The following is a 24,478-nucleotide window of genomic DNA, read 5'->3' as shown; positions in this document are numbered from 1 at the left end:
CCGCTGACCCCGCGCGGCAGACTGCTGGTCCTGCTCGCGGCGCTCGCCGTGCTCGGCGTCGTGGCCGCCGCGTCCCTGCTGCACGCCGCCGACCGGGCCGCCGAGAAGGACCGCCCGCAGGCCGGTGGCCCCGCGATCGGGTCCGGGCAGGTCTCGCTCGCGGCCGGCGCGGACCGCCGGATCGTCTTCCGCAACATGGCCTGGGGACCGCACCGCGACGAGCTGGCCACCGTGTCGGCCGGGTCGCCCGCCGGGCCGCGGACCGCCTCCGGGGTGAAGTGCCTGCGCTTCCACGCCGCCGGCGGCACCGGCGTCTGCCTGCAGGCCGTGCGCGGCACGGTGGACGACGCGTACCGCGCGGTCGTGCTCGACGCGACGCTCAAGGAGCGGGCCCACTACCCGCTTCCCGGCATCCCGACGCGCGCCCGGGTGTCGCCGTCCGGCCGGCTGGTGGCGTGGACGGTGTTCGTCGGTGGCGACTCGTACGCCGGCGCGGACTTCTCCACCCGTACCGCCGTCCTGGACACCGCGTCGGGCCGTCTCACCCCGTCCCTGGAGGAGTTCCGGGTGCTGAAGGACGGCAAGGAGCACCGGGCCGCCGACACCAACTTCTGGGGGGTCACGTTCTCGCGGGACGACCGGCACTTCTACGCGACCATGGCGACCGGCGGCCAGACGTATCTGGTGCGCGGCGACCTGGAGGCCCGCACCGTCACCGCCGTCCACCGGAACGTCGAGTGCCCCTCGCTGTCGCCCGACGAGACCAGGATCGTCTACAAGAAGCGCGTCGCGGGCGCGCCGGCCGACGCGCCGTGGCACGAGTACGCCCTGGACCTGGCCACCCTGCGGGAGACCGCGCTGGCCGAGCCCCGCAGCGTGGACGACCAGGCCGTCTGGCTCGACGACCACACGGTCTCGTACTCCCTGCCGGGCGACTACGGCGCCGACCTCTACAGCGTCGCGGCGGACGGCTCGGGAGCGCCGAAGCGCCTGATGACGGCGGCCCTGGCGCCGGCGTTCCTGGAGTGACGACCGGACGCCTCACCCGCGCCGCAGCCTGAGCCATGCGTGCGTGGACGCGCGCGTCGCTCAGGCGGGGGCGAAGGCGCGGACGTAGCGGCGTTGCCAGGGGGTCTCGACGGCGTGGCGGTCGTAGTGGTGACGGACGTAGGCCACGGCCTCGGCGGGCGGCACGCCGTCGAGCACGGCGAGGCAGGCGAGCGCGGTGCCGGTACGGCCCCGTCCGCCGCCACAGGCGAACTCGACCCGCTCGCCGGCCGCCCTCCCCCAGGCTTCGGTGAACACCGCCCGGGCCTCGGCGCGGTCGGCCGGCAGCCGGAAGTCGGGCCACCGGAGCCACACCGACGGCCAGGGGGTCGGGTCCGGCCGGCGGCCGAGGAGATGGACGGCGAAGGTGGGCGCGGGCCCCTCGGGCAGGGGCCGCCGCAGCCCCCGACCTCGCAGCAGCCGTCCTGAGGGCAGGCGCAGCACGCCGGGGGTGTTCATGGGCCAGGGGTCGGTCATCGTGCCACCGTACCGACGCATCCGGGTGATGTCCGGTTTCCAGCGGTGCCGGTGCGGGACGGGGAGGGCGCCCGGGTCCCCCGTTCGGCGCAATCCCGGTGGCTCGCGGGGCCCGGGCGCCGGAGGGTCGCGGGTGAGGACCCTCCGTCGTCGACCGAGCCCCCGAGGACGCCGCCGATGCATCGATACCCGCCGATCGCCGACCACGGTCTCATCGGAGACCTGCAGACGTGCGCGCTGGTCTCCGCCGAGGGTGTCGTGGACTGGTTCTGTTCGCCGCGCTTCGACTCGCCCAGCGTCTTCGGCCGGCTGCTCGACAGCGAGCGCGGCGGTCACTTCTCGGTCACCGTGAACACGCCGGGTACGACGGTCCGTCAGCTGTACCTGGCCGACAGCGCGGTGCTGCTGACCCGCTTCCTCACCCCCGACGGGGTCGGCGAGGTGGCCGACTTCATGCCGCTCGCCGACGACCCGGCCGTGGTCACCGACCGGCATTCCCTGGTCCGGGTGTTGCGGGTCGTGCGGGGCACGGTCCGCTTCGCGCTGGAGTGCCGGCCGCGGTTCGACTACGGCAGGGAGGCGCACGAACTGGTCCTCGACGGCGGCACCGCGCGCTTCACCGGCACCACGGCCGCCGCGCGCCTCCAGGTGCTGGGTGCCGTCGAGCTGCGCCGTGACGGTGACGACGTGCGCGCCGAGGTGGAGCTGAGCGCCGGTCAGCGTGCCGCCGCCGTGTTCACCGTGGACGCTCCGGACGCCGAGCCGTCCGCGCCGGAGGACGAGGCGAGCCTGCGGCACGCCTTCGACTCCGTCCGCTCCTTCTGGCACGAGTGGATCAGCCGCTGCCGTTACCACGGCCGCTGGCAGCAGCAGGTCAACCGATCGGCGATCACCCTGAAGCTGCTCACGTACGCCCCGTCCGGAGCGCCGGTGGCCGCCGCGAGCATGGGTCTGCCCGAGCAGGTCGGCGGGGAGCGCAACTGGGACTACCGCTACACGTGGGTCCGGGACGCCTCGCTGTCCGTGCGCGCCATGGTCGACCTGGGCTTCATCGAGGAGGCGGACGCCTTCCGGCGCTGGCTGGGCGCCCGGCTCGGGGCCGGTGGCACGGTCAGCGGCGAGCCGTTGCAGATCATGTACCGGGTGGACGGCGACCCGCACCTGCACGAGGAGGTGCTGGACCATCTGGAGGGCTGGCGCGGTTCGGCCCCGGTCCGTGCCGGCAACGGCGCCGCCGACCAGCTCCAGCTCGACATCTACGGGGAGGCCGTCTTCGCCTTCGGTCATGCCCGGGACCTCGCGCGGCTCGCCGGCTATGACGGCTGGCTGCGCTTCGCCACCACCGTGGACTGGTTGTGCGACCACTGGGACCGCCCGGACGAGGGCATCTGGGAGACCCGTGGCGGGCGCGAGGACTTCACGTACAGCCGGGTCATGTGCTGGGTCGCGTTCGACCGTGCCGTACGGATGGCGACGGAACTCAGCCGCCCCGCCGACCTGCCGCGCTGGATCGCCGCCCGGGACGCGGTGCTGCACCAGGTGATGGAACGCGGCTGGTCGGCCGAGCGGCAGGCCTTCGTGCAGCACTACGGCAGTGAGGTGCTGGACGCCTCGCTGCTGCTGATGCCGATCTCCGGTTTCATCGCGCCCCGCGACCCGCGCTGGCTGTCCACCCTGGACGCGATGGACAGCGAACTCGTCTCCGACAGCCTGGTCTACCGCTACGACCCGGCCGCCTCCCCCGACGGTCTGCGGGGGTCCGAGGGCACGTTCTCGCTGTGCAGTTTCCTGTACGTGGACGCCCTGGCCCGGGCCGGCCGTGTCGACCAGGCCAGGTACGCCTTCGACAAGATGCTCACCTACGCCAACCACGTCGGTCTCTTCGGCGAGGAGATCGGTCCGACCGGTGAGCAACTGGGCAACTTCCCGCAGGCCTTCACCCACCTGGCGCTCATCACGGCTGCGATGGCCCTGGACGCGGCGCTCGACGCCTGACGCGGGGCCGGCCGGTGACGGTCAGTCCCACTGCTGGTCGGCGAGGGACTCGACGGGCTGGGGCTTGCCGATCACGGCCAGGGCGATGAAGAAGTTGATCTGGCCGATCGCGATCGTCAGGGTGGCGAGCGCCTTCTCGTCGTAGTGCCGTGCCGCCTCCGCGTACACCGCGTCGGTGACGCGCTCACGGCCGTGCGGTGCGGGCTGGAGGGTCGCCTCGACGAGCGCGAGGGCCGCGCGCTCGGCGGGGGTGAAATAGGGGGCGTCCTGCCAGGAGGAGACCGCGGTGATCCGCTCCTCGGTCTCCCCCGCCTTGCGGAGGAAACCGGTGTTCAGGACGGTCAGGTAGGTGTTGTGGACGATCTGGCCCGCCCGCAGGTGCACCAGGCTGATCGTCGTCCGGGGCACGGACCGGTTTCCGGTGGCCCGGAACAGCGCGGCGCTGACGTCGGCCAGCTCGGGGACGTACGCGCCCGGGTTCGGCATGCGGGAGATCGATACGGCGGTGTCGTTCGTCATGGCGGGATCCTTCGTCTTCCGTCGGCGGGTGCCGCCGGCTCGCTCGCCGGCGTCTTCACAGCACTGACGGAGCGGCCGGAGGGAATGTGACGGGGAACGAGGGACGACTTCCGCCGGACCGCCGGGCGCGTGCGGGAGGGGTCAGTCGCGGACGTGCAGGCCGAAGCCCGTGCGGCCCGTCGGTTCCAGGCCCTTCCTCAGGTGCAGGGAGGGGATCTCGTAGTCGCCGAAGTTCTGCCGGCGGAAGGCGATCGGTTCGGTCGACTCCAGGGTGAGCAGGCGCTGTTCCCATGCCCGGGCGACGTTCGCGTAGTCGTCGTCCGTCATGCGGTCGGTGCCGTACAGGACGAACGGCGGCAGGACGTCCAGGCCGGGGTAGTAGAGGATGCCGTGGTGGATCGGGAACAACAGGTCGTCGATGGGGCCGTTGATCCCGCGGGCGGCGTAGTGGGACTCCGGGCCGCCGGCCGTGACGGACAGCAGGGCCCGCCTGCCCGCGAGGGTGCCCTCGCCGAAGCGCTCCCCGTACCGGGTGTCGCTGTGCTCGCCGACCCCGTAGGCGAAGCGGTACGTGAAGACGCGGTCCACCCAGCCCTTGAGGATCGCGGGCATCGAGTACCACCACAGCGGGAACTGGAAGACGACCGTGTCGGCCCACAGCAGCTTCTCCTGCTCGGCCAGGACGTCCGGGGTGAGCGTTCCGGTCTCGAAGGCGCGGCCCGAGTCGCGGGCGACCTTCAGGGGGCTGGAGGCGGCGGGGCCGTAGTCCTCGGCGTCCACGACCGCCTTCCACCCCATCGCGTACAGATCGCTGACCCGCACCTCGTGTCCGGCGGTTTCGAGGGTGGACACGGCGAGGTCCTTGAGCGCGCTGTTGAGCGACTTCGGCTCGGGGTGGGCGTGGACGATGAGCGTCTTCACGGGGACTCCTTCGGATCGGATGCCCCCGATCCTGCGCGCCGTCGCGGCGGTTGTTCAGGGGCGCCGTTTCCGTCGGTCCGGGCTTCCTGGTATTCGCAGGGCCACCTTCGCGGGCGCCGTGGCGGCGATACTGGGGGGATGGACGATCTTGCGGGCTTTCTGCGGACCCGGCGCGCCCGGGTGGACCCGGTGGCGGTCGGCATCCCGACGGACAGCCGGCGCCGGGTCGCGGGGCTGCGTCGTGAGGAGGTCGCGCACCTGTCCGGCGTGAGCGTCGACTACTACGTGCGGCTGGAGCAGGGCCGGGCGACGCAGCCCTCGGAGCAGGTCCTCGACGCGCTGGCCCGCGTCCTCGGCCTCGACGAGACGGAACGCGGGCACCTGTACCGGCTCGCCCGGCAGCGCCGGCGTGCCGCGAAGGCGGCGGGCGGGCGGCTCCGCCCGGAGCTGCTGCGGATGCTCGACCTGGTCACGGACGCACCCGCGCTGATCATGAGTCACCGCATGGACGTCCTGGCGGGCAACCGTCTCGCCCGGCTCCTGTACGGGCGGCCGATCCCGGGTCTGAACACGGCGCGGCACATCTTCCTGGAGGAGGCCGAGCGCGGGCTGTACGCGGACTGGGAGTCGTGCACCCGCGACGGCGTGGGGCATCTGCGCCTGGCGGCCGGGAAGTATCCCGACGACCCCCGTCTGGCCTCGCTCATCGGGGAGCTGTCGATGGGCAGCGACCGCTTCCGCCGGCTGTGGGCGCGCGCGGACGTCCGCGCCCGTACCCATGGCCGCAGGGCGTACCGGCATCCGCTGGTGGGGCTCCTCGAACTGCACCAGGAGAACTTCGCGCTGCCCGACGATCCGGGCCTGGAACTGCTGGTGCTGTCCGCTCCGCCGGGCAGTCCCGCGGAGGACGGCCTGCGGCTGCTCGCGGCGCTGGGCGCGGAGCACACGGTGACCGCCCCGCGGGCCGACGCGGGTGCCGTCGGCGACCGCGGGGGTCGGTAGGCTCGGCCTGCCGCGTCAGGGGTCAGCAGAGGAGAGACACGTGTTCGTCAAGGTGTGCGGGCTCGGGACGGAAGCCGACATCGATGTGGCGGTCGCCGCCGGTGCGGACGCGGTCGGGCTGGTGATCAGCGGCACCAGTGTGCGCGGGCTCGACCGGGACCGGGCGGTGCGGCTCGCCGCGCACGTTCCGTCGGGCGTCCTGTCCGTCCTCGTGGTCAACGACACCCCCGCCGCCGAGGCCGCGCGCATCGCCGGTGAGCTCGGCTTCGGCGCGCTGCAACTGCACGGCACCGCGTACGGCGAGGCGGATTTCGCGGCGGCGGCCGGGGTCTTCCCCCGGCTGTGGCGGGCCACGTCCCTGAGCGACCGGCCCGACACGCGTGTGGGGGCCTACGGCGAGGAGGTGCTCCTCCTCGACTCGCCGCGCGCGGGTTCCGGCGAGACGTGGGACCTGTCGCTGCTGGAGGCGGCCCGCCCCGAGGGCGCGTGGCTGCTCGCCGGCGGGCTCGCCCCGCACAACGTGGCCGAGGCGATCGAGAAGGCCCGCCCGTGGGGCGTCGACGTCTCCAGCGGTGTCGAGTCCGCGCCTGGCGTCAAGGACCACGATCTGATCCGTACCTTCGTCGCCGCCGCCCAGCGGGCCGTCCCCCGCGGGGTCTGACCTCAGGAGCCCGAGGAACCGGGCCGCTTCCAGGGGCGGGCCCTTCGTTGCCCCGGCATGTCGATCATGCGAACTACGCGCGTCGACCAGGGGGTACGCCGTTGACGCGCCCTCGCGCCCCGGCGAGACTCCTGCCTCATGCAGCCACCGCGTGACCGCTCGGTCACCCTCGTCCGGCGCCGCCACGTGGACCTCGTCCGCGTCGCCGGCGCGGTCTGTCGCTGCGCCTGACGGCCGGTCCCGCTCACCCGCCGCTCCTCCGCGCTCCTCCGCCCGCCCCGCCCGCGGCGCCGTCCCCCGCCCGCAGGACCCCGGAGGCATGCCCGAACGTCCGCACGTCCCTTTCTGGAGTCCCGTATGTCCACGCCCCTGTCCCGCCGCACCCTCGGCGGGGTCGCCGCCGGTGCCGCCGCCGCGGCCGCCCTCGGCGCCGCCGCGCCCGCCGCGCAGGCGGCCCCCGCGACCGACGCGCAGGAGCGTCCGTTCCGCGCCGCGCACCCCCGCCGTCACTCCCGACGGCCCAACATCCTCTTCATCCTCGGCGACGACCTCGGCTGGGCCGACCTCTCCTCGTACGGCGCCCCGCACATCCGCACGCCGCACCTGGACCGGCTCGCCCGCGAGGGCGTCCGCTTCACGGACGCCTACTCGGGCTCCGCGACCTGCTCCCCCACCCGTTTCAGCCTCTACACCGGCCGCTACCCGGGCCGCACGAAGGGCGGCCTCGCCGAGCCGATCGCCGACACGTCCGTCGGTCTCGACCCCACCCATCCCACGCTGGCCTCGCTGCTGCGGGACTCCGGCTACGCGACCGCGCTCATCGGCAAGTGGCACTGCGGCTACCTCCCCGACTACTCCCCCACCAGGTCCGGCTGGGACGAGTTCTTCGGGAACTTCGGCGGAGCCCTGGAGTACTACTCCAAGCTGGGCCTCGGCGGCGAGTACGACCTCTACGAGGGCGACGCCACGTACAGGGACCTGCGCTACTACACCCGGATCCTCACCGAGCGGGCGAGCGACTACGTCGCCCGCGGCCACGACGGGCCGTGGCTGCTCAACCTGAACTTCACCACTCCGCACTGGCCCTGGATCGCCGACGGAGACAAGGAGGCGAGCGACGAGATCGTACGCCGCATCAAGGCCGGTGACCGCTCCGCCCTCTGGCACCAGGACGGCGGTTCCGTGGAGAAGTACCGGGAGATGGTGGAGGACCTCGACCGCTCGATCGGGCAGGTCCTCAAGGCGCTGAAGCGCTCCGGCCAGGAGCAGGACACCCTCGTCTTCTTCGCCAGCGACAACGGCGGCGAGCGCTTCTCCTACAACTGGCCGCTCGCCGGCAACAAGGGCTCCCTCCAGGAGGGCGGCATCCGCGTCCCCTCGATCCTGCGCTGGCCCGCCCGGATCGACGGCGGCCAGGTCAGCGACCTGCCCGTGTTCTCGCCCGACTGGACGGCGACCCTGCTGGAACTCGCCGGGGCCCGCCCCCACCCGGCGTACCCCCTCGACGGCACCAGCATCGCCGGACACCTGCTGCGCGGCGCCGAGGTGCCCGAGCGGGACCTGTTCTGGCGGGTGCGCGGCGAGCGGGCCCTGCGGCGCGGCGACTGGAAGTACTACCGGGGCAAGTCCGGCCGGGACCAGCTCTTCCATCTGTCGGAGGACACCCGCGAGCAGGCGGACCGGGCCCCGTTCGAGCAGGCCCGACTGGCCGAACTGCGCTCCGCCTGGGAGCGGATCGACGCGGGGCTGCTGCGGTACTGAGCCTTGTACGCCGGGACCCGGGGACCCGTGCGCCGGGCCCCCGGAACCCACCCACCGGGGGGACCCGTGGCGCACGGGTCCCCCCGGTGGGTGGTCAGACGAGTCCCTGGGTGAGGGCGACGGAGTCCGGGACCGTGACCACCTCCGCCACCGTGCGGGGCATGACGCCCAGGATCTGCTGGGTGACGTACTGGGCCGACATCATGGCCCCCTCCTGCCAGCCCGGCAGCGGGGAGATCTGGTCGCCGGCGACGTGGAAGACGTCACCGCCCTCGGGCTGGAGCAGCTGCCGGTAGGCCGTGTGGTGCTCCTCCCGGCCGGGGTCCCATTCGGGCCAGCCGCCGAGCTGGTGGGGGACCTTGTGCCAGGCGATGGTGATGCCCTTGTCCTGGGGGACGACGCTGTCGTCGGCGAACTCGGGGTGGAGTTCGGCGGCCCCGGCTCGGGCCAGGTCGAGCCGTTCGCCGGCGGGCAGGTCGCCGAAGCGGGCGGCGTCCGCGCCGAAGTTGTAGGCGCCGGTGAGGGTGCCCTTGGCGGAGAAGTAGCCCGTGGACGGGTACCAGATCTGCGTGATGGGGTGGGAGGTCCAGCTGATGCCTCCGTAGACGCATGCGCCGTCGTCCTCCCAGAAGCGCCGCTCGGCCTGCCAGCCCGCCTTGCAGGTCTTCTCGAACTCGACCACCCGGAGGGCGGATTCGAAGCCCGGCGAGAATCCGCTGCGGCCGACGCCCCGCAGCACCGGGACGGGGATGCTGCTCACGCAGTGGCGCGCCTCGGCCCGGAGGTCGCGCCCGTCCTTGCGGTAGGTGATCCGGGCGCGGGGCGGGTCGGTGCCCGCCGTGAGGGCGATGTCGGTCACCTCGGCGCCGAGCACGATCTCCGCGCCCGCGAGGCGGGCCTGCCGGGCGAGGGCCTCCACGATCCGGTCCATGCCGCCGACGGGCTGGAACATGGTCGCCTGCCACGGGTGGTCCAGCGGCTGGTGGAAGCGGGTCTTCCAGAACCCGGACGCGACAAGCTCCTCGAAGGTCAGCGGGGATGCCGGGACCGGGAAGGGTTCGCCCGTCGTCGGGTCGTGCCGGTAGCCGGAGCGCTGGGCCACGGAGTACTTGCCGTCCTCGTCGAGCGCTCCGAAGATCCGCAGCAGGTCGCGCAGTTCGCGGGTGAAGGCGTCGTCCGTGGTCAGCGTCTCCACGAGCCGCGCCGCGAGGTGGCCGCGGATGTCGTGCGCGACCCGGCGGTTCGGGAGGGCCTCGGCGCGGTGCGGCGGACGGACCAGGTTCGCCGTGGTCTCCATGACGTACGGCTCCAGTGCGACCCGGAAGTCCCGGCAGTACGAGAGCACCCGGCGGTGGTGGTACGGGATGCGGCCCGGGCCGATGTTGAGGTAGAGGCCCTCGTCGAACGCGCAGGTGTGGGTGCGGACGGGGGCTCCGGTCCGGTCGTCCAGTTCGTACAGCTCGTCCCCGCGGCGCACCGTGCGGCTGCGGCCGCCGATCCGCCCGGTGGCCTCCAGGACGGTGCAGGCGTAGCCGAGCCTGCCCAGTTCGTACGCCGCCGTCAGGCCGGCGACTCCGGCGCCGAGGATCAGCACCTTCTCGCCCGGCCGCAGGGGCTCGGGGAGCCGGGGCGGGCCGATCCAGCCGGTGGCCCCGGGGCCGGCGGCCCCGGTCATGGCGGCGTGGAGCGCGCGTGCGGTGGGTTCCTCGGGGAGGGGCCCGTGGTCGCTGTCGGTGGGCATGTCGTTCCTCTTCTCTCGGTGTTCGGGGGTGCTCACCCCGGTCGCAGCTCCAAGGTGCAGCACTTGACGCTGCCGCCGGCCTTGAGGAGCTCGGACAGGTCGACCCCGATCGGCTCGAAGCCGCGTGCCGCGAGCCGCCCGGCGAGCCGGGTCGCGCCCGAGGGCAGCAGCACGTGCCGGCCGTCCGAGAGCGCGTTGAGCCCGAAGGCCGCCGCGTCCTCGGGCCCGGCGAGGACCGCGTCGGGGTACAGGGTCTCCAGGAGCGCGCGGCTCCCCTCCGAGAACGCCGGCGGGTAGTACATGACCTCGGTGTCGGAGAGCACGCTCAGGGCGGTGTCCAGGTGGTAGTAGGCGGGGTCCACCAGGGTGAGGGTGACGACCGGGAGACCGAAGAACTCCTCGGCCTCCTCGTGTGCCCGGGGTTCCGTACGGAAGCCGCTTCCGGCCAGGATCGTGCGGCCCGCGAGCAGGTAGTCGCCCTCGCCCTCGTTGACGAACCGCGCGGCGCGGACGGCCCCGTATCCGTGTTCGGCTGCCCGCTCGGCGAACCAGGAGAGGTACGCCGGTCCTTCCGCGGCCCGCTCCGGATGGCGGAAGCGGGCGCCCAGCACACGGCCGTCGATGACGGTGGCGCCGTTCGCCGCGAAGACCATGTCGGGCAGCCGCGGGTCGGGGTCGATCTCCTGGACGGTGTGGCCGAGCCGGCGGTAAAGGTCGCGCAGCGCGGTCCACTGCCGCAGGGCGCGTTCGGGGTCGGCGCCCTGCTCCGGCCTCATCCACGGGTTGATGGCGTAGGTGACGTCGAAGTGCGTGGGCCGGCACATCAGGAACCGGCGTGCGGTGGCGGTCCTCGGTGCCCGGCGGCTCGCCGGCACGCGCTCGGCCAGGGCGCGGCGCTCCGTTCGGGGGGCCTTCAGCGGGGTGGGGTTCATGTCCATGACGCGCCTCCTCGGCGCAGGCCCGCCACGCGGGCGGGCATCGACCAGACGTAGGAGAATCCTTCGCCCGCCCGCTGGTCGTAGCCGTTGTCGGCCTCGTAGGAGGCGTAGTCCGGGTGGTACAGCGAGTGCGGGGAGGAGCGGCTGACCGTGGTGGCCGAGCCCTTGTGGAGCTTCACCGTCACCGTGCCGGAGACGTGCTCCTGGACGTGCTCGAAGAACGCGTCGAGTGAGGTGCGCAGCCCGGTGAACCACTTGGCGTCGTACACGAGCTGGGCGTAGCGGCGGCCGAGGTCGGCCTTGTGCTGGAACAGGTCGCGTTCGAGGACCAGGTTCTCCAGTTCCCGGTGCGCCTCGTAGAGGACCGTGGCGGCGGGGCTCTCGTAGACGCCCCGGACCTTGAGGCCGACCAGGCGGTTCTCCATGATGTCGATGCGGCCGACGCCGTGCCGTCCGGCGCGGACGGCGAGCTGCTCGACGAGCTGGACCGGGCCCAGTGCCTCGCCGTCGAGGTGGGTGGGGATGCCCTTCTCGAAGGTGACGCGGACGAGTTCGGGCCGGTCGGGGGCGGACTCGGGCGGCACGGTCGCCGTGTAGACCTCCTCGGGCGGGGCGAGGCTGATGTCGTCGAGGGGGCCGCATTCGACGCTGCTGCCCCACAGGTTGGTGTCGCGGCTGTACGGGCTGGTCTTGAACGCGGGGGTCCGGACACCGTGTTCGCGGGCGAACGCCATCTGGGCGGAGCGTGTGGTCAGGTCCCATTCCAGGACGGGCGAGATGATGCGCGTCGCCGGGTCGAGGGCGGTGATGCCGGCGTAGAAGCGGACCTGGTCGTTGCCCTTGCCGGTGGCGCCGTGGGCGACGGCCTGGGCTCCCTCCGCGCGGGCGATCTCCACCAGGCGCTCGGCGATGAGGGGCCGGCTGAGCGAGGCGGCCATGAAGTACTTGCCCTCGTAGACGGCGTCGGCGCGCAGGGCGCGGAAGGCGTAGCGGGTGAGGAACTCGTGCCGCAGGTCCTCGACGTACACCTTGGCGGCGCCGTTGTGTTCGGCGCGGGAGCGGACCTCCGCGAGGTCCTCGCTCTGTCCGAGGTCGGCGCAGAAGGCGATGACCTCGGCGTCGTAGGTCCGCTGGAGCCAGGCGAGCGCCAGGGAGGTGTCGAGTCCGCCCGAATAGGCGAGGACGATCTTCATGACGGCCTCCTCGGGGTCGTCGCGTGGAGCTTTCGGAGCATGGCGCGGGTGTAGAGCCGTTCCCCCCACTGTTCGTCGGATACGGGGAGTTCGCGTCCTTGCGCGATCATTCCGATCACCTCGTAGAAGAGGACCAGGCAGTGGGCGGCGGTGCGGGCGCTGAGCGAGGCCGCGGTCTCGCCGGGGGCGATGGGGAAGCGGTGGACCTTGACGATCGGTCCGGCGTCGACGCGCGGCACGATGTGGTGGCTGGTGGCGCCGAACTCCGTTCCGCCTTCGAGGAGGACGAAGTCGTAGCCTCCGACGCCGCGGAAGCGGGGTGTGGCCGGGTGGAAGTTGAGGGCGCTCACGGCGGCCCTGGCGAGGGTCTCGGGCTTCAGGAGGAGGTCGGCCTTGAAGCAGAAGATGTGGTCGCCGTGCCAGGTCTCGTGGAGGCGGGGCGGGGGGTCGCCGTGGTCCCACAGGACCAGGGAGACGTGGCCGAAGACGTCGCGCAGATGGGAGGCGGCGAGCCGGCTCCAGTGGGAGGTGTCCCCGATGAAGAGGACCTCACGCGCGTTCGCCGGTGTCGTGGGCATCGTGGAGCTTCCTTCCTTGGAAGATGAACCGGACGGCGAGGAGGACGGCCGCCACGGCGAGCACGGTCAGGACGGTGACGCGCTCGGAGAGGATCCAGGCACCGAGCAGCACGGCCACGGCGGGGGTGACCAGGGTGTAGCTGGTGGCGAGGGAGGTACGGACCGCGGTCAGCAGGTACATGTACGCGCTGTAGGCGAGCAGCGATCCGAAGACGACGAGGTAGGCCCAGGCCCACAGGGCGGCGGTGTCCGGCACGTGCTCGACGCGCTCCCCGGCGAGGAGGCCGGCGAGGGTGACCAGCGTGCCGCCGGCGAGCATCTCCCCGGCGTAGGCCATCGGTCCGCGCGGCAGGTCGAGGTGCTGGCTGAGGACGGAGCCGAGGGACCAGCTGATCGCGGCGGCGACGATGACGACCGAGCCCTTGGCGCCGCCGCCGAGCCCTCCGTCGAGCGCGAGCAGCACGACCCCGGCGAGGCCGAGCGAGATGCCGTACACCTCCAGGCGGTTGGGCCAGCGGCGGGTGGCGACGCCGGCCATCAGGACGGTCCAGACGGGGACGGTGGCGATGCCGACCGAGGCGAGGCCGCTGGAGAGGGTCCGCTCGGCGATGGCGATGCCGCCGACGCAGCCGCCCTGCATGAGTCCGCCGACGAGGGCGCAGTTGAGCCACTGCCGGCGGGTCGGCAGCCGGTGGGCCCGGGCCAGCAGGAACACCGCGAGGACGATGCCGCCCGCGAGGAAGCGGGTGCCGGTCATGAGCAGCGGCGGCATGGTGTCCAGGGTGTAGTCGATGGCGAGGTAGGTGGATCCCCAGACGATGTAGACGGCGACGAGGCAGAGGATCACCGTCGGGGTGAGGGTGGACGGGGTGGACCGGGTCTCCCGGGTGTGCGTTGTCACGGCCGCGTCCCTTTCAGTCGCTCGCGCGGAGTCCGGGCGAGCAGGTGAAGCCGAGGATGAGGATGTCCCGGGTGGCGGGCCTGCGGGGGTCCACCGGGGCGGTGGGCGAGACGGAGTGCAGCACGTCGCGGTCGGACCAGAACATCGTGTCGAGGGGGTCTTCGAGCCGGAACTCGGCGATCACGTCTCCGGATTCGCTGTGGACGCGGGAGTCGCCGCCGCGCGTGTTGGCGCGGTCCATCAGGTGGATGGCGCCGAAGTCGATCTCGTCCCGGTGGACGCCCTCCGGAGTGGGTTCGCCGGCCTCCCGCGCGGTGGCGCGGGTGCGGAACTGGTGGCAGGCGACCTCCCAGGGGTGGTCGAGCGCCTCCTCGTCGACGGGGAACTGGGAGAAGTCGAAGCGGATGAGCTCGCCCAGGAGCAGGTTGCCGAGGGAGGCCCGGGTGATCGGGGCGACCTCGCGGTGGATGCCGCCCGCGTAGCGGTTGGCGTCGGTCGACTGGAAGTACGGCTGGTGGGCGAGGAGTTGGACGGCCCGGGTGCGCGGCAGGTACCGGAAGCGGGCGTAGCGGCGCTCCCGGAACGCGGCTCCGTCCTTGAGGTAGCGGTCGGGTTCGAGACGGTTCCATTCGTCGGCGAGGGTGGGCCGGGCTGCTCGGGCGGCGGGGTCGACGGCGAGGTCGGCGCCGCGGACGAGGGCGTAGCCCCGGTGGCGGAGCCCTCCGGTGGTCGGGTTCGACCAGGTGATCCTGGGCATGTCGGTTCTCCAGTCCTCGGGTTCGGCTCCCCGGATCCGACCGGGGGGCGTGTTCTGTCATCGACTCTCGGGGGCCTGGCGCCCCAAGGTCATGAGGGCTCGGTCCTGTCCCGGTCCCGGTCCCTGTCCCGGTGTGAAGGCCTGGAGGGCGGCGCGCAGGATGTCGGCCGCCACGGGGGTGAGCACGCGGCCCCGCTCCCGGTGCGGTGCGCCCAGGCCGTCGAGGAGGACCAGGCGTACGGGGCCGGTCCCGGCGGTGCGCTGGCGCGGCGGGCGGTGCCCGGAGGAGCCGCGCACGAGGGCGGCGAGCACGTCGTCGGCGGTGGTTCCCTCGGGCAGGGAGCGGGGTCCGCCGGCCCGTTCCACCAGTTCGGTGTGGGCCTGTTCGCCGGAGGCGTCCAGGAGCCCGGAGAGGCGGGCGGCGCGCGCGGCGACGAGCAGTCCGAGGAGCACGTCGGCGCCGTGGGGCAGCGTTCCGGGCCGGGCGGTCGCGCGCAGGGCGCGGGCGAGTGCGCGGCCGTAGTGGAGGACCGTCGCGGGGCCGGTCTCCAGCGGGTCGTAGGCCAGCAGAGCGGCGCGGACCTCGACGCACAGGGAGAGGAAGCCGGCGAGGGTCCCGGGTGCGTAGCGCCCGTCGCTCCGGAGGCGTCCGGCCACCTGGTCGTACGAGCCGGGGACGGCCGCGAGGACGTCTCGGACGACGGCGCAGACCCCGGCGCGGAGGGCGCCGGGGTCGAGGGTGTCCAGGAAGTCGAGCCGCTCCAGGACCAGGACGGGAGCGGGGTGCGGTCCGCTGCCCGGCCGGGCGAGGCCGGCGACGGAGAGCGCCGCGTCGGACATGGCCCGCAGGGTGGTCGGGAGGCGCAGCAGCGGGGGCCGTGTGCCGTCGGCGCGGGCGAGCCGGTCGGCGGCCCTGACGACCCGGGTGCCGCCGAGGGCCACGACCGCCGCGCCGTCCGGGACGACGGGGCCCCTGGCCGTGTCCCGGGGTGGGGAGGGCAGCGGGCGCACCTCGACGGGCCCGACGGCCTCCAGCGGGGGCAGCACGCGGTCGAGGTGGGCGGCGGGCAGTGTGGGTTCGGTGAGGACGACGGTCCGGTCGGCGCCGGTCCGCCGTACGGCGGCGGTCAGTTCGGTCGTCGCGCCGGCCCCGTGGCGCACCCGGACGGGCACGTGCACGGGCCCGGCCTGGAGGGAGCGGTCGAGGGCCGGCTCGTGGGTGGGGGCCGGTGTCGTGGGGCACATGACGGATCGGGCTCCGTAGGTCGGGGGGATCTCCCTCGCCACGATCCGGGGGCCCCGCTCCCAAGGGCATGAGCCGGTCGCCCTGTTCACGCCCCGCCCGTCCGGAGGACACGATCACTACCATCCGTAACGGATTGTTACTGATAGTGTCGGGTTGTGCGCGAAGAAGACCGGCCCGTGCCCCGCGTCCTGATCGTCGATGACCATCCGCTCTTCCGAGAAGGGCTGAAAGCCGCGCTGGAGAGCAGCGGCGGCGCCGTCGTCGTCGCCGAGGCCACGACCGGCGGAGAGGTACCGGAGTTCGTCGACCGGCACCAGCCGGACGTGGTCGTCATGGATCTCTCCCTTCCCGACATCTCGGGCATCGAGGCCACCCGGCGGCTCGCCGAGGCCCATGCCGGGCTGCCGGTGCTCATCCTCACGATGTCCGACGACGACGCGAGCCTGCTCGCCGCGCTCCAGGCGGGCGCGCGCGGCTACGTCGTCAAGGGCGCGGGCTCGGACGAGGTCCTGCACGCGCTGCGCACGGTCGCCGCCGGTGGCGCGGTCATCGGCTCCGAGATCGCGGCCCGGCTCTCCCCGCTGCTCTCGGGCAGCCGGCAGCGGGACGCCGAGCAGCTGTTCCCGACGCTGACCTCCCGCGAGGTCGAGGTGCTCGAACTGATCGCCCGGGGCCACGACAACCGGCGCATCGCCCGTGAACTCGTCCTGTCCGAGAAGACCGTGCGCAACCACATCACGCACGTCTTCGAGAAGCTCCAGGTGACCTCGCGCGCCGAGGCCGTGGCCCGCGCCCGCGACGCCGGCCTGGGCGAGGACCCGTCCGGGGCCTGAGCCGGACCCGGGAGGAAGGCCGGTGCGCTCCCGAGGTGACGGACGGCCGGGACCCGCGCCGCACCCCGGATGGGGGCAGGTCGGGACACCTGGCTCATGCGCCCGGGACCGCGGGCGCACCACCCTGGGAAACATCGCCGAGCCGGTGAGGAGGCCGATATGCGCGCAGGCCGTGGAGAGGCCCGGGACGCCCCCCGGCTGAGGCCGGAGCTGGTGCCCGCCTACGCGGTGTGCGTCCTCACCATGCTCGCCGGCGTCGTCTGGGCCGGCGTCACCCTCACCGGACTGCACGATCCCGCGCTCCAGCACGTACGGCTCCACCTGTCCGCCGACCACGTCCTGCTGGGCCTGGGGCTCGCCCTCACCGGCATGGTGTTCGCGGCCCGGCGCTCCGCCCAGGCCCTCGGACGGCTGCTCCTCGCGGCCGGCTGCGCCCTGACCCTGGCCCAGACGCTCTCCCTGGTGGCGGTGGTCGCCGGGGTCGGCCCCGGGGCCTTCACGGCCGTGCTGCTCTTCGCCCTCTTCGCGTACACCCTCCTCGGCGTCGTCATCTTCCCGCTCCCCCTGTGGCTGCCCGGCGGGCAGCTGCCGGCCCGCTGGGGCCGCGCCTACGTGGCGGCGGTGGCGGTGTGGAGCGCCCTCCAGCAGTTCCACGCCTTCGCCCACCCCGGCTTCGTGTTCTACGGACGGCCCACCTCGCTCACCAGCGGCGTCCGGACCTGGGCGGAGGACCTGCTCACCCCGTGGATGGACACCGCCACCCTGTGGGTGCCGCCGGCCCTCGTCGCGCTGTCCGTGCTGATCATGGCCGTGCGTTGGCCCCGCACGCCGAAGCGGGAGCGGACGTACGCGGTGCTCGTGATCCCGTACGGGCTGTGGATCACCGTGCTGTACGTGCAGCGGTTCGCGGACGCCCCCGAGGGGTTCACCGTCATCGCGTTCTACGTCGCGGCGGCGGCCTGGCCCGCGACGCTCGGCTACCTCCACGCGCGGGAGCGGACCTGGGCCCTCGACCGGGCGGGACGGCGGATCCTGACCAGCTTCGTCCTCACGTTCGTGCTGTTCATGGCGTACGTGGGCGGCGGCTTCGTCCTCTCGTACTTCGCGCCCGGCACCACCACCCCGAAGTCCGCGCTGATCGCCTCCGCCGCCCTGCTCGTGGGCGTCCTGCTGCGCCCCACCTCCCGCTGGGCCGCCCGGCTGGTGGACCGCTACTACTACGGTGAGCGGGCCCAGCCCTACCAGGCGGTGCGCCAGCTCGCCGACCGGCTCGGGCACGCCCTCGACCCCGGCGACATGCCGCGGCTGCTGTGCGACACCGTGGTCCACACGCTCCGGCTCCCCGGGGCCCTCCTGGTCATCAGCACCCGGCACGGGCCGCGCGAACTGGCCCGCAAGGGCGACCCCGGCAGCGGGCAGGAGGAGTTCCCGCTCGTCTACCAGGGGGACGTCATCGGCCACCTCCTGGTCCCACCGCGCCACGGCGAACTCGCCCTCGACCACCAGGACCGGGAGGCCGTCCGCCTGCTCGCCGACCACAGCGCCCCGGCCGTCGCCTCGCTGCGGCTCTACGAGGAGCTGCAGACGAGCCGCGAGCAGATCGTGCTGGCCCGGGAGGAGGAGCGGCGGCGCCTCCGGCACGACCTCCACGACGGTCTCGGTCCCGCGCTCTCGGGGCTGCGGCTCCAGGTCGACGCGGTCAGGTCGGCCATACCGGCCGAGCCCAAGGCGCTGCGGTCGCTGACCGCCGTGTCCGAGGGCATCGGCCGGGCCATCGACGAACTCCGCAGGATCACCGTCGGCCTGGCCCCGGCCGCCCTCGACACCGCGGATCTGCCGCGCGCGCTCGAGCGGCTCGCCGAGCAGCTCGGGCGCACGGTGCGGATCACGGTGGGGCTGTGCCCCGAGCCCTTCCCCCGGCTGCCCGCGGCGGTGGAGGTCGCCGTCTACCGCATCGCGGCCGAGGCGCTCAACAACACGGTCCGGCACGCGCACGCCGACCGGGCCGAGGCCACGGTGGTCCTGGCCGGCGAGGCGGTCACCGTCGAGATCCGCGACAACGGGGACGGCATCCCGGCCGAGCGCGGCGAGGGCGTCGGACTCTGCTCGATGGCCGAGCGGGCGGAGGAGCTGGGCGGCTCCTTCGAGCTGGTCGACACGGGCGCGGGCACGCTCGTCCGGGCGGTCATGCCCTGCGGGAAAGCCGGGACACAGGTGGGACCTGAGGTTCAGGCGCCTGGGACAGTCCCGTGAGCAGACTGAGGTATGTCCGTACGGCCCGCCCGGCCGCTCCCCCCACCTGGAGGACCGACATGCCCCAGGCCAAGTCCGCTCTCCGCACGACGGCGAAGGTGCTCGCCGTGCCCGCCCTGATCGCGACCGTCGTCGCGGCCTTCCGGAAGTTCCCGGGAGGCGGCACCCCGACCGTCACCGAGGCGGCCCGCTTCCCGGGAGGGGGTACGCCCACGGCGACCGAGGCGGCCCGGTTCCCGGGCGGCGGCACCCCCGGCGCCGACGGCGAGGAGCGCCGCTTCCCCTCCGGCGGAACGCCCGCGTGACCGCCGCGTTCCCGGCCCCGGCCCCCTCAGGGCCGGGGCCTTCCGCGTCAGGGGTTCGGGCCGGGCGGGATCCGTGCGGCCGACCGGGTCAGCGCCGGGGCTCCTCGCGCAGCCCCCACGGGGAGCCGTACGCGCCGAGGAGGTCGAGGAAGGGGCGCGGCGGCAGTGCCTCGGGGCCGAGGACGCCGCTCCCCTTCCAGGTGCCGGCGGCGATCAGCTCCAGGGCGATCACGGGGTTGAGGGCGGTCTGCCAGACCACGGCCTGGGAGCCGTACTCGCGCATCGTCCACTCGTTGTCGACGACGTGGTACAGGTACACCTCGCGCGGCGCGCCTTCCTTGGTCCCCTTGACCCAGGTGCCCGCGCAGGTCTTGCCCTTCATGCGGTCGCCGAGGGTGGCCGGGTCGGGCAGGCAGGCGGCGACCACGTCGCGGGGCGAGACCTGGACCGGTCCGTCCGCGCCGGGGACGGTGACCTTGGCGGTGGAGTCGAGGCCCAGGTCACGGAGGGTCTTCAGCTTGGCGATGAAGTCGTCACCGAGGCCGTACTTGAACGTCACCCGGCGCGCGTCGACCCAGCGCGGCATGAGGAGGACCTCCTCGTGCTCGACGTTCACGCACTCCACCGGGCCGATGCCGTCGGGGAAGTCGAAGACCTCCGGCTCGCTGAAGGGGGCCGTGGTGAACCAGCCGCGGTCCTTCTCGTAGACGACGGGCGGGTTGAGGCACTCCTCGATGGTGGTCCAGATGCTGAAGGACGGGGCGAAGTCGTAGCCCTCGACGGTGAGGTTCGCGCCGTCGCGGACGCCGATCTCCTCGATCTCGTCGAAGAGTTCCTCGGCGGCGTAGCGGGCGAACACGTCCGAGAGGCCGGGCTCGACGCCCATGCCGACCAGCGCGAGGCGGCCCGCCTCCTCCCAGGCTCCGGCCAGGGCGAACTGCTCGTCGCCGAGCTTGACCCCGCACTCCTCGTAGGGGGCGGTGGGATGGGGCACGGACAGCGACATGGCCATGTCGACGTAGTGGGTGCCCGCGGCGAGGGCGGCCTGGAACAGCGGCATCACGAACCGGGGGTCGGTCGCGTTCAGCAGGACGTCACAGCCCTCCTCGACGAGGAGCCGGCGGACGGCGGCCTCGTCGGAGGCGTCGACGCGGCGGGCGACGAACCGGCCCTCCGGGTCGTCGAGCGCGGCCACGGCGGCCTCCGCGCGGGCCGGGTCGTAGTCGGCGACGACCATGTGGGTCAGGAAGTCACGGCGGGCCGCGATACGGGTGACGGCGGTTCCGACGCCGCCCGCACCCACGAGAAGTACACGCATGTCACACACCCAATCCTCGAGTCCGCCGGGCGGACGCCCGGGGACGTCTCGATGGAACACGACCACGACGGTTAAGGTCTACGGCGTTGGCATAAGGGACGCAAGGGTGACGGGGCGGTGGCGCGGTGCCGAAGAAAGTGGTTCCCGAGGCGGAGCGGCGCAGGCGGCGGCCGACGCGGCAGGGCACCGTGCTGTCCGAGGGGCTGATAGTGGAGACGGCGCTGCGGATGCTGCGCGAGCACGGGAGCGCCGGGCTGACCGCGCGCCGGCTCGGCGCGGCCCTCGGTGCCGACCCGAGCACGGTCTACCGGTATTTCGCCGGCCTGGACGGCCTGACCCGGGCCATCGGCGAGGAGCTGATGGGGCGGGCCCTGGACAGCTGGACGGCGACCGGGGCGTGGCGGGCGGACCTGCGGTCGCTGGGCCTCGCGATCCACGCCTCGTACCTCGCCCATCCGCAGGCGGCGCTGCTGACCGCCAGCCGCGTCACGGGACGGCCCCGGGAGATCGAGGTCGACGAGAGGATCCTCGGCATCCTACGGGGCGCGGGCTTCGGCGACGCGGACGCGGTCGGCACGTACCACGCCTTCATCGACCTGGCGCTGGCCTTCGCCGCGCTGGACGCGGGCGCGCTGGCCGTCAAGGACGAGGTCCGGGAGGCGGACGAGGAGATGTGGACCTCGACGTACGCGCGGCTGCCCGCCGCGACCCATCCGCACATCGCGGCCACGGCGGGGCTGCTGGCGGACCGGATGAACGACAGCGCCTATCCGGCGGTCCTGGACATGCTCCTGGAGGGGGCGGAGGCGCGGCTGGCGGCGACGGGGTGAACGCGAGGGGCCCGGGGCGTGGTGCGTGCCCCGGGCCTCTGCCGTTCCGTGGATCGGGTGCCGGTCAGCTCCTGGCCGCCGCCCGGCGGCGGAGCCACCAGACGAGTGCGCCGCCCACGGCGATCGCGGCGGCGGCGATGCCGCCGATCAGGCCGACGGGCGTGCTGCTGCCGGTGTCGGCGAGGTCGCCGTCGGGGTCCTTCGGGCCGGGCGGGGTGGTGGCCCCGGTCGACGGTCCCGCGGTCGGGGCCGTGTCCGTCGGTGACGGCGTGGGCTTCCCGGTGCCGGTCGGACTCGGCGTCGGCTCGCCGGTGCCGGTCGGCGTGGGGGTGGGGGTGCCCGCGTCGGAGTGTCCGGCGCTGTTGCCGCCGAACATCAGGTAGCCCTCCTTGTGGGGGTCGTCGGCGATCGTGTCGACCGCGAAGCCGACCGTGCGGGGCTTGTAGCGCTGTTCGGTGCGGAAGCGCACCGGGTTCATGTTGGTCTTGGGCTGCTTGGAGAAGTCGACGCCGCCCACGGTGTAGACGTACACGTCCTCGCCGTTGGACCACTGGTACTTGAAGGTGCCTTCGGTGAAGGCCTTGTAGTAGCGGTCCCAGACCTGCTTGCCGGTCCAGTCCTGGTGGGGGGCGCGCAGCGGCCAGCGCCGCACGTCGTTGCTGTTGATGATCTTCCGGTACTCGGCGGGCATGTCGGCGGCGTTCTGACGCACCCACTCCGCGGCGACGCGGGCGGTGTAGACGCGGCGCAGGTCGGCGTAGTAGTCGCCGTTGTTGACCTTCTCGGCGACGAGGGGCGTGATGTAGCGGTCGAGGACGCGGTCGGACTGCTGGGTCTCCGCCTCGGTGAGGTCGCAGCCCTTCCCGCCGGGCGGCTGGGTGTGGGTCTCCTGCGGGACCGTGGACAGCTTCAGCGGGGTGTCGAGGATGTGGATGCCGCCGTCCTGCTCGCGCACGACCGCGGTCTCGGGCTCGATCCAGTAGCGGAAGCCGGCCCAGCAGGGGAAGCCGTCGCGCTTCGGGAGGGCGTTCATGAAGTCACGGCCGGCCTCGGTCTCCGGGTCCATGGCCTTGAAGATGTCGTGCTTGAGCTCCAGGTCCGCCTCCAGGAGCACCCGGCCGGCGTCGGTCCTGCCGAAGTCGGCGTCGATGATGCGGTTCGGCTCGTCCGGGTTGAGGTTCACCCAGAAGGTGGACGGGTCCAGGGCGAGCCAGGTGAAGAAGGCGTCGGAGATCAGGTTGCCCTTCTCCTGTCCGCCCCATCCGGCCGCGTACTCGTCCGCCACCGACTTGGCCGAGAAGGCGTAGTCGAGGCCCTTGCCGCTCTTGGCCCGGCCGATGTAGCGCAGGTCGAGGGTGGTGAAGTCGATGCCGCCGAGGCCCCGGTTCATCAGGGACCGCTGGCCCGTCCTGCCGAGCCGGTCGAGCTGCTCCTTGAGCGTCGCCGGGTTGGGCGGGGACTGGTTGATCACCTGGTTGCCGGAGCCCCGGGATCCGGTGGAGGTGCCGTTGCCGGGCGACATCGTGGTGCCGTTCGCGCGGTACGGTCCGTTCTCGGTGCCCTTGGGGGCCACGCCCTTGTGGTGGGACTGGTAGTCGTAGGTCCGGACCCGGTCGCGGCCGAGCGTGTCCTTGCCCGCGGTGTCCTTGAGCTCCTTCATGAAGTTCTTGGCGTCGCGGGTCTGGTTCTCGGCGAAGACGTACGTGTACTTGTAGGAGCGCCAGCCCTGGTTCTTGGCCCAGGCCCGGTCCGCGGGCTTCTCGCGCCCGTCGGGGCTGCCGTTGGACTTGACCTCGACGATCTCCCGGCTGCGCTTGTTGTAGGCGTCGAGACGGCGTACGTGGCGTTCGCCGGTGTCGGGGTCCGTGAAGTAGAACTCCTTCTCGCAGATCCAGTCCGGGCCGGTCAGGCCCATCTCGCGGACGACCTTGCCCATGAAGGCCTTGCCCCGGGCGTCGTAGCCCTGGTTCGGGATGTAGACCTTCGCGAGGTAGTCGCCGAAGTTCTTCCAGCGCTTCTGCGCGTTGAACCGGGCGTAGATGCGCCTCGGGTCGCTGTGGTCGTACTTCTTGTAGTCGGTGCCCGCGGCGTCGAGTTCGGCCTGGGTGGGGTTGAGGCCGTCGAACTGGAGGCCGGGGTTGGTGTATTCGTACGTGTCCCAGCGGTCCACCGCACGGGAGGCGTCGCCCTGGGGCAGGCCGCCCGTGGGGACGTTGCGCACCCCGTACATCTCGTCACAGCGCTTGCCGGGCTTCAGTTTCGGCGGCGCGGGCGCGGCTTCGGCGATGCCGGTGACTCCGGCGACTCCGGCGACAGGACCGCCGGTGACGGTGATGACGGCGGCACAGGCGAGCGCGAGCAGTGCGTTCCTGAGCGCACGCCCGCGGTGTGCTATTCGAGCTGGCTTCACAGTGCTTTCCCCCGGGAGCCCCACGGGTCAGAGTCCGGCTGTGCCGCGGCGCCAGGGCCCCCGATGCTCTTGTGGGCGCCGCGCAAGCGCTCCGATCCTAGGGCCGCGCTTTGCCGGCGCAATGACCTTTCGGCGGTTCGCCGTGTGTCAACCCGGTGCAGATTCGGGATCCTTACCGTCACATGCAGGGCGTACCCTTCACTGTCGTGAGCGAGGAAATCTGGGATGATGAGGGTGCCGACGAGCACGCCGTCGCGGAACGCGTCGACGCGGCGCACGCCGACAATCCGCGCCTGTCGGCCTGGCTGGCGGAGCAGCGGTCCGGCTTCGAGGAGTGGGGCCGGGCCCACGGCGGGGGATGGGACTTCGGCGAGGGCTCCCTCGACCGCGTGGAGGAGCTGATCCGCGCCCACCTCACGTCCGTCGACGAGCTGTTCGCCCGTGAGCACACCCCACTGGTCCAGGTCGCCTGCTGGTACGTGGGCGAGGTCCACAACCGGACGCGCGGCACGGGCTGGCGCCTGGATCCCGATCCCGCCGACACCCACCCCTGGTCGAAGCGCCCGTACGTGATCGTGCCCTTCCGGCTCCTGCCCGCGTTCCGGGACCCCGAGGGCATCGACTACGACGCCCGCCCCCAGCACCACCCGCTCAGCGGTTTCCTCGCCCTCCTCCGAGACGACCCGGCCCCGGGCTCCCTGCGCGCGGAACTGGACGACTACGCGCCGGACGCCGAAGCCGGAGGGTGAGCACCCTCCCGCGTGGTGGGCGCGGGTGGCCTAGAGTGCCCGT

Annotated in this window: 23 protein-coding genes; 11 read left to right on the top strand and 12 right to left on the bottom strand. The window is 73.1% G+C overall.

The window, feature by feature from the left end; all coding sequences use genetic code 11:
* Nucleotides 1-3 precede the first annotated feature (3 nt).
* Nucleotides 4-1,029: a TolB-like translocation protein gene (locus tag ABTY59_RS15440; RefSeq protein WP_352019600.1), complete on the top strand. Its 1,026-nt coding sequence runs from the start codon at nt 4-6 to the stop codon at nt 1,027-1,029.
* Nucleotides 1,030-1,089: 60 nt separating this feature from the next.
* Here the strand turns inward: ABTY59_RS15440 and ABTY59_RS15435 are convergent, their stop codons facing one another.
* Nucleotides 1,090-1,524, bottom strand: coding sequence for a protein-tyrosine phosphatase family protein (locus tag ABTY59_RS15435; RefSeq protein ID WP_352019432.1), 435 nt, complete (start codon nt 1,522-1,524; stop codon nt 1,090-1,092).
* A gap of 177 nt (nt 1,525-1,701) precedes the next feature.
* Between ABTY59_RS15435 and ABTY59_RS15430 the strand changes: the two genes are divergently transcribed.
* Nucleotides 1,702-3,519, top strand: coding sequence for a glycoside hydrolase family 15 protein (locus ABTY59_RS15430; protein ID WP_352019431.1), 1,818 nt, complete (start codon nt 1,702-1,704; stop codon nt 3,517-3,519).
* 21 nt (nt 3,520-3,540) lie between these two features.
* On the opposite strand, the gene ABTY59_RS15425 is transcribed toward ABTY59_RS15430, so the two are convergent.
* Together ABTY59_RS15425 and ABTY59_RS15420 are read right to left on the bottom strand one after the other, a co-directional pair.
* Nucleotides 3,541-4,038, bottom strand: coding sequence for a carboxymuconolactone decarboxylase family protein (locus ABTY59_RS15425; RefSeq protein ID WP_352019430.1), 498 nt, complete (start codon nt 4,036-4,038; stop codon nt 3,541-3,543).
* A 141-nt stretch (nt 4,039-4,179) separates the two neighbouring features.
* Nucleotides 4,180-4,959 (bottom strand): NAD(P)H-dependent oxidoreductase, encoded by a 780-nt coding sequence (locus tag ABTY59_RS15420; protein ID WP_352019429.1) that lies wholly within the window; start codon nt 4,957-4,959, stop codon nt 4,180-4,182.
* A gap of 138 nt (nt 4,960-5,097) precedes the next feature.
* Between ABTY59_RS15420 and ABTY59_RS15415 the strand changes: the two genes are divergently transcribed.
* The 4 genes from ABTY59_RS15415 to ABTY59_RS15400 all read left to right on the top strand — a co-directional run bounded on the left by ABTY59_RS15415 (nt 5,098) and on the right by ABTY59_RS15400 (nt 8,383).
* Entirely contained in the window at nt 5,098-5,961 is an 864-nt protein-coding gene (locus tag ABTY59_RS15415) for a helix-turn-helix transcriptional regulator (RefSeq protein WP_352019428.1), read from the top strand.
* Nucleotides 5,962-6,001: 40 nt separating this feature from the next.
* Nucleotides 6,002-6,622, top strand: coding sequence for a phosphoribosylanthranilate isomerase (locus tag ABTY59_RS15410; RefSeq protein ID WP_352019427.1), 621 nt, complete (start codon nt 6,002-6,004; stop codon nt 6,620-6,622).
* 138 nt (nt 6,623-6,760) lie between these two features.
* On the top strand, nt 6,761-6,853 hold the full coding sequence (locus tag ABTY59_RS15405; RefSeq protein WP_352019426.1) for a putative leader peptide: 93 nt from the start codon (nt 6,761-6,763) through the stop codon (nt 6,851-6,853).
* A 126-nt stretch (nt 6,854-6,979) separates the two neighbouring features.
* Nucleotides 6,980-8,383 (top strand): sulfatase family protein, encoded by a 1,404-nt coding sequence (locus ABTY59_RS15400; protein WP_352019425.1) that lies wholly within the window; start codon nt 6,980-6,982, stop codon nt 8,381-8,383.
* 94 nt (nt 8,384-8,477) lie between these two features.
* Here ABTY59_RS15400 and ABTY59_RS15395 read toward each other — a convergent pair whose 3' ends face one another.
* Genes ABTY59_RS15395 through ABTY59_RS15365 form a run of 7 tightly spaced genes read right to left on the bottom strand, consistent with a single transcriptional unit; the run spans nt 8,478 to nt 15,736 of the window.
* Nucleotides 8,478-10,124, bottom strand: a complete 1,647-nt coding sequence (locus tag ABTY59_RS15395) for a flavin monoamine oxidase family protein (RefSeq protein WP_352019424.1) — start codon at nt 10,122-10,124, stop codon at nt 8,478-8,480.
* A gap of 32 nt (nt 10,125-10,156) precedes the next feature.
* The gene (ddaH, locus tag ABTY59_RS15390; RefSeq protein WP_403534961.1) at nt 10,157-11,056 is read right to left on the bottom strand and encodes a dimethylargininase; all 900 of its coding nucleotides are present in this window, start codon (nt 11,054-11,056) and stop codon (nt 10,157-10,159) included.
* Nucleotides 11,053-12,255 (bottom strand): argininosuccinate synthase, encoded by a 1,203-nt coding sequence (locus tag ABTY59_RS15385; protein ID WP_352019422.1) that lies wholly within the window; start codon nt 12,253-12,255, stop codon nt 11,053-11,055. The genes ddaH and ABTY59_RS15385 overlap by 4 nt, the downstream gene beginning before the upstream one ends.
* Complete coding sequence (locus ABTY59_RS15380; RefSeq protein ID WP_352019421.1) at nt 12,252-12,833, bottom strand: formyltransferase family protein; 582 nt, start codon at nt 12,831-12,833, stop codon at nt 12,252-12,254. The genes ABTY59_RS15385 and ABTY59_RS15380 overlap by 4 nt, the downstream gene beginning before the upstream one ends.
* Complete coding sequence (gene yedA / locus ABTY59_RS15375; protein ID WP_352019420.1) at nt 12,805-13,734, bottom strand: drug/metabolite exporter YedA; 930 nt, start codon at nt 13,732-13,734, stop codon at nt 12,805-12,807. The genes ABTY59_RS15380 and yedA overlap by 29 nt, the downstream gene beginning before the upstream one ends.
* 13 nt (nt 13,735-13,747) lie before the next feature.
* Nucleotides 13,748-14,491 (bottom strand): 2OG-Fe dioxygenase family protein, encoded by a 744-nt coding sequence (locus ABTY59_RS15370; RefSeq protein WP_352019419.1) that lies wholly within the window; start codon nt 14,489-14,491, stop codon nt 13,748-13,750.
* Nucleotides 14,492-14,548: 57 nt separating this feature from the next.
* Nucleotides 14,549-15,736 (bottom strand): 3-dehydroquinate synthase family protein, encoded by a 1,188-nt coding sequence (locus ABTY59_RS15365; protein ID WP_352019418.1) that lies wholly within the window; start codon nt 15,734-15,736, stop codon nt 14,549-14,551.
* 156 nt (nt 15,737-15,892) lie between these two features.
* Here ABTY59_RS15365 and ABTY59_RS15360 point away from each other — a divergent pair, with 156 nt between their 5' ends.
* The 3 genes from ABTY59_RS15360 (at nt 15,893) to ABTY59_RS15350 (ending at nt 19,128) form a co-directional block, all read left to right on the top strand.
* Nucleotides 15,893-16,570, top strand: coding sequence for a response regulator (locus ABTY59_RS15360; RefSeq protein ID WP_352019417.1), 678 nt, complete (start codon nt 15,893-15,895; stop codon nt 16,568-16,570).
* Nucleotides 16,571-16,729: 159 nt separating this feature from the next.
* A complete protein-coding gene (locus ABTY59_RS15355) occupies nt 16,730-18,823 on the top strand; it encodes a histidine kinase (RefSeq protein WP_352019416.1) in 2,094 nt (697 codons plus the stop codon).
* 59 nt (nt 18,824-18,882) lie between these two features.
* Nucleotides 18,883-19,128: a hypothetical protein gene (locus ABTY59_RS15350; RefSeq protein WP_352019415.1), complete on the top strand. Its 246-nt coding sequence runs from the start codon at nt 18,883-18,885 to the stop codon at nt 19,126-19,128.
* 88 nt (nt 19,129-19,216) lie between these two features.
* On the opposite strand, the gene ABTY59_RS15345 is transcribed toward ABTY59_RS15350, so the two are convergent.
* Nucleotides 19,217-20,446, bottom strand: a complete 1,230-nt coding sequence (locus ABTY59_RS15345) for a saccharopine dehydrogenase family protein (RefSeq protein WP_352019414.1) — start codon at nt 20,444-20,446, stop codon at nt 19,217-19,219.
* A 125-nt stretch (nt 20,447-20,571) separates the two neighbouring features.
* Here ABTY59_RS15345 and ABTY59_RS15340 point away from each other — a divergent pair, with 125 nt between their 5' ends.
* Nucleotides 20,572-21,276: a TetR/AcrR family transcriptional regulator gene (locus ABTY59_RS15340; RefSeq protein WP_352019413.1), complete on the top strand. Its 705-nt coding sequence runs from the start codon at nt 20,572-20,574 to the stop codon at nt 21,274-21,276.
* Nucleotides 21,277-21,340: 64 nt separating this feature from the next.
* Here the strand turns inward: ABTY59_RS15340 and ABTY59_RS15335 are convergent, their stop codons facing one another.
* Nucleotides 21,341-23,686 (bottom strand): hypothetical protein, encoded by a 2,346-nt coding sequence (locus ABTY59_RS15335; protein WP_352019412.1) that lies wholly within the window; start codon nt 23,684-23,686, stop codon nt 21,341-21,343.
* A 206-nt stretch (nt 23,687-23,892) separates the two neighbouring features.
* On the opposite strand from ABTY59_RS15335, the gene ABTY59_RS15330 reads away from it, so the two are divergent.
* The gene (locus ABTY59_RS15330) at nt 23,893-24,435 is read left to right on the top strand and encodes a hypothetical protein (RefSeq protein WP_352019411.1); all 543 of its coding nucleotides are present in this window, start codon (nt 23,893-23,895) and stop codon (nt 24,433-24,435) included.
* Nucleotides 24,436-24,478 lie beyond the last annotated feature (43 nt).

It is taken from the genome of Streptomyces sp. NPDC096079 (assembly GCF_040303145.1).
Classification (GTDB): domain Bacteria; phylum Actinomycetota; class Actinomycetes; order Streptomycetales; family Streptomycetaceae; genus Streptomyces.
The sequence above is the reverse complement of the archived record's forward strand: the minus strand, read 5'-3'. Positions and strand labels throughout refer to the sequence as shown.